This is a genomic window from Pseudomonas sp. EGD-AK9 (assembly GCF_000465935.2).
Classification (GTDB): Bacteria; Pseudomonadota; Gammaproteobacteria; order Pseudomonadales; family Pseudomonadaceae; genus Aquipseudomonas.
Window position 1 is genome coordinate 1 of the sequence record NZ_AVOF01000264.1, and the last position, 4,495, is coordinate 4,495.

The 4,495-nt window shown below is 67.0% G+C and carries 3 protein-coding genes and 1 pseudogene; all 4 read left to right on the forward strand.

Annotation, left to right across the window (positions count from 1 at the left end):
- Window positions 1-400: phospholipase D-like domain-containing protein (locus N878_RS13340; RefSeq protein ID WP_021444153.1), on the forward strand; the 400-nt coding region annotated here is incomplete at its 5' end.
- Between the two features lie 212 nt (window positions 401-612).
- Entirely contained in the window at window positions 613-2,379 is a 1,767-nt protein-coding gene (locus N878_RS13345; RefSeq protein ID WP_031303149.1) for a DUF1302 domain-containing protein, read from the forward strand.
- A gap of 28 nt (window positions 2,380-2,407) precedes the next feature.
- The gene (locus N878_RS13350) at window positions 2,408-3,778 is read left to right on the forward strand and encodes a DUF1329 domain-containing protein (RefSeq protein WP_021444155.1); all 1,371 of its coding nucleotides are present in this window, start codon (window positions 2,408-2,410) and stop codon (window positions 3,776-3,778) included.
- A gap of 152 nt (window positions 3,779-3,930) precedes the next feature.
- A pseudogene (locus tag N878_RS13355) lies at window positions 3,931-4,495 on the forward strand (hypothetical protein); the annotation flags it as partial.

Here is a 4,495-nt window from a genome sequence, read left to right on the forward strand (position 1 = left end):
CGAGGTGCGCCTGCTGCTGACCGGCCGGCACACCGACCACCCGCCGGTGCGTTTCGCCGGCCAGCGCTACTACCCGCGCCTGCTCAAGGCCGGGGTGCGCATCTTCGAGTACCAGCCGCGCTTCCTGCACCTGAAGATGGTGCTGGTGGACGACTGGGTCAGCGTCGGCTCGTGCAACTTCGACCACTGGAACCTGCGCTTCAACCTCGATGCCAACCTCGAGGCGCTCGACCCCGAGCTGACCGCCGCGGTGACGGCCAGCTTCGTCGCCGACTTTGCCGCCAGCGCCGAGATCACCCTCGACGAGTGGCGCGCGCGGCCCTGGTGGGGGCGCCTGCAGCAGCGCCTGTGGGGCTGGCTGGATCGCCTGGCGGTCAACCTGCTCGATCGCTGGCGCTGAACACCACGCAATACCGGCCCGCCCCCTGGGAAAGTTCCCCGTTGGCCTGATGTTCCGTCATTCAGCAGCCTGAGGGTGGGCGCGTGCCGCCCGCGCCAGGGCGCCATTCATACTTTCGGGCGACAGATGAAATCCCTCCTTGGTGCGCTTATCCGGGCGTCGGTCGCTGCGTAGGGTGCAGGGCAGTCGCACCCCAATCTCAGGAGACCCGCATGACAAGAACAACAGGGCCCGGAATCTTCCAGCCGCACACCTTGGCCTTGGCCATCGCCGTCGGATTCGCCGCCCCCGCGCAGGCCATCACCTTCAATATCGGCGAGATCGAGGGCCAGTTCGACAGCTCGCTGTCGGTCGGCGCCAGCTGGTCGGTGCGTGGCGCGGACCCGGATTTCGTCTCCGTCGCCAGTGGCGGCAAGGCCTCCTCGCGCACCTCGGACGACGGCCGGCTGAACTTCAAGAAGGGCGAGACCTTCTCGAAGATCTTCAAGGGCATTCACGACCTCGAGCTGAAGTACGGCGACACCGGTGTATTCGTCCGCGGCAAGTACTGGTACGACTTCGAGACCAAGGACGAGAGCCGGCTGTTCTACGACATCGAGGATCACAACCGCAAAACCGCCGCGCAAAGTTCAGGTGCGGAAATCCTCGACGCCTTCATCTACCACAACTACAGCCTCGGCGATCTGCCGGGCAGCGTGCGGGTCGGCAAGCAGGTGGTCAGCTGGGGCGAGAGCACCTTTATCGGCAACAGCATCAACTCGATCAACCCCATCGACGTCGCCGCCTTCCGCCGCCCCGGCGCCGAGATCAAGGAAGGTCTGATTCCGGTCAACATGCTTTACGTCTCGCAGAGCCTGAGCGACAACTTCTCGGCCGAGGTGTTCTATCAGCTGGAGTGGGACCAGACCGTGGTCGACAACTGCGGCACCTTCTTCTCCACCTCCGACGTGGTCGCCGACGGCTGCGAGGATCGTCTCGTGGTGTTCGGCCCGGACCTGCCGCCGGGCGAGTCGACCAACTCCTTCGTCGACAACGCCTACATTCCCCGCGCCGGGGACCGCGACGCGCGCGACAGCGGCCAGTACGGCCTGGCCCTGCGCTGGTTCGCCGAACAGCTCAACGACACCGAGTTCGGCCTCTACGCACTGAACTACCACAGCCGCAACCCGGTGTTCAGCACCATCCGCACCACCACGCCGAACTTCGTCAGCTTCATTCCCGGTGCGCCGAACGCGCGCTACTTCATCGAGTACCCGGAGGACATCCGCCTCTACGGCCTGAGCTTCCAGACCAACGTCGGCGGCACCGCGCTGTCCGGCGAGATCAGCTACCGGCCGAACATGCCGATGCAGATCAACTCCACCGACCTGTCCTTCGCCGCCCTCGGCCTGCCGTTCAACCCGGTGTTCGAGAGCGGTCACGCGCAGAACGTCGCCAGCGCCGATCTCCACGGCTACGAGCGCAAGCCCTTCACCCAGGCACAGCTCACCGCGGTGCAGTTCATCGATCGAGTGCTCGGCGCCAGCCGCCTGACCCTGCTCGGCGAGGTGGGCTGGAACCACATCGGCGGGATCAAGGACGACCCCAGCGAGCTGCGCTTCGGCCGCGACCCGATCTACGGTGCCGGCGAGTTCAGCGCGCCGGGTGTGTGCGCCGCGTTCAATGCCGCCAACCCGGACGAATGCCAGGGTGACGGCTTCCACACCGACACCTCCTGGGGCTACCGCCTGCGCGCCAGCGCCGACTACAGCAACGTCTTCGCCGGGGTCAACCTGACGCCGAGCGTGGCCTGGTCGCATGACGTCGACGGCTACGGGCCCAATTTCAACGAGGGCAGCAAGGCCATCAGCATCGCCCTGAATGCCGACTACCAGAACACCTACAACGCCAGCCTCAGCTACACCGATTTCTTCGGCGGTGAGTACAACACCATCACCGATCGCGACTTCGTGGCCCTGAGCTTCGGTGTGAACTTCTGATCAACCACGCGCAAAGGATCCGTACCCGATGAAAACTACAAGAATCCTGCAAAGCGGAGCGCTGGCCCTGACCCTGCTGGCGACCGGTGTGATGGCCGCCGTCTCCGAACAGGAGGCTGCGCAACTGGGCGCCAGCCTGACCCCGCTCGGCGCGGAGATGGCCGGCAACGCCGACGGCAGCATCCCCGCCTGGACCGGCGGCCTGCCGAGCAACGCCGGCGCGGTCGACGGCAAGGGCTTCCTCGCCGACCCGTTCGCCGCCGAGCAACCGCTGTTCACCATCACCGCGGCCAATGCCGAGCAGTACCGCGACAAGCTGTCCGCCGGCCAGCTGGCGATGCTCAAGCGCTACGCCGACAGCTACAAGATCCCGGTCTACCCCACTCATCGCAGCGCCGCGGTGCCCGACGAGATCTACGCCGCAGCCAAGCGCAGCGCCCTCCATACCACGGCGGTGGACGGCGGCAACGGCCTGCAGAACTTCGCCGACAGCCGCTACTACGCCTTCCCGATACCCAAGAATGGCATCGAGGTGGTGTGGAACCACATCACCCGCTACCGCGGCGGCAACGTGCGGCGCTGGATCACCCAGGCCACTCCGCAGACCGGCGGTTCCTACAGCCTGGTGCGGTTCGAGGACGAGGTGGCGTTTCCCGCCGACATGCCCGACATCGATGCGGACAAGGCGAGCAACGTCCTGCTCTACTTCAAGCAGCGGGTGACCGCGCCGGCGCGCCTGGCGGGCAACGTGCTGCTGGTCCACGAGACCATCGACCAGGTCAAGGAGCCGCGCCTGGCCTGGCTCTACAACGCCGGTCAGCGCCGCGTGCGCCGCGCCCCGCAGGTCGCCTACGACGGCCCCGGCACCGCCGCCGACGGGATGCGCACCGCCGACAACTTCGACCTGTTCTCCGGCGCCCCGGATCGCTACGACTGGAAGCTGGTGGGCAAGAAGGAGATGTACATCCCCTACAACAGCTACAAGCTCGATTCGCCCACGCTGAAGTACGACGACGTGCTCAAGGCCGGGCATATCAACCAGGACCTGACCCGCTACGAGCTGCACCGGGTCTGGGAAGTGGAGGCCACGCTGAAGTCCGGCGAGCGCCACATCTACGCCAAGCGCCACATGTACTTCGACGAGGACAGCTGGCAGCTGGCGCTGGTCGACCACTACGACGGCCGCGGCCAGCTGTGGCGGGTAGCCGAGGGGCATGCGCAGAGCTACTACAACCACAAGGTGCCGGGCTACACCCTGGAAGCCCTGTACGACCTGATCGCCGGTCGCTATCTGGCGCTGGGTATGAAGAACGAGGAGAAGTCCGCCTACGCCTTCGGCTTCAAGGCCACCGGCGCCGACTACACGCCCGCCGCGCTGCGTACCGCCGGGGTGCGTTGAGTCCGGGTCAAGCGTCTCTCCATGTTCGGGCGGCCTGCGGGCCGCCTTTTTTATTGGTCCTCATCAGGGCCGGTGATACAGCTGTCGGCCGCGGGGATTGCGCACTAGCCTGCAATCAGCCGGTCCCCGCATAAGAACAATTCAGAGCCGCTATGACCGCTTACGCTCCCTCCACGCCCCTGGTCGTGCCGTCCTGCGGCAAGGGCGTGCCGCTGCGCCAGCCTCCGGGGCACATTCGCCGCGAGCCGTTGATCCTGCGCCTGCTCGAGCAGGATTGCCGCCTGCGTCTGCTGATCGCGCCGGCCGGCTTCGGCAAGTCGGTGCTGCTCGCCGATTGCGCCCGTGCCTGTCCCGCCGGGCGCCTGCCGGTGTGGCTCGGTTGCGCCGGCCAAGCCTGGTCGGCGGGCGAATTCTGCCGACAGCTCGCCGTGGCCCTCGGCTACCCGCCCGATTTCACCGAGGCCCAGCTGCTGGCGGCGCTGGCGCAAGAGCCACGCGCGCTGTGGATCATGCTCGACGATTACCCGCGCGAGCCCGACGCCGAACTCGATGCCTGCTTCGACCGCCTGCTCGCCGCCGCCGCGCCGGGGCTGAGCTGGTGGCTCGGCAGCCGCCGGCGCCCGGCCTGCAACCTGCCCCGGCTGCTGCTCGAGGGCGAGCTGTTCGAGCTGGGCAGCGCCGACCTGGCGTTCAGCCTGGCCGAGGTCGATGCCTGGC

Coding starts and splice junctions, on each gene's coding strand:
- N878_RS13345 (WP_031303149.1), top strand. CDS start 613: ATGACAAGAACAACAGGGCCCGGAATCTTCCAGCCGCACACCTTGGCC.
- N878_RS13350 (WP_021444155.1), top strand. CDS start 2,408: ATGAAAACTACAAGAATCCTGCAAAGCGGAGCGCTGGCCCTGACCCTG.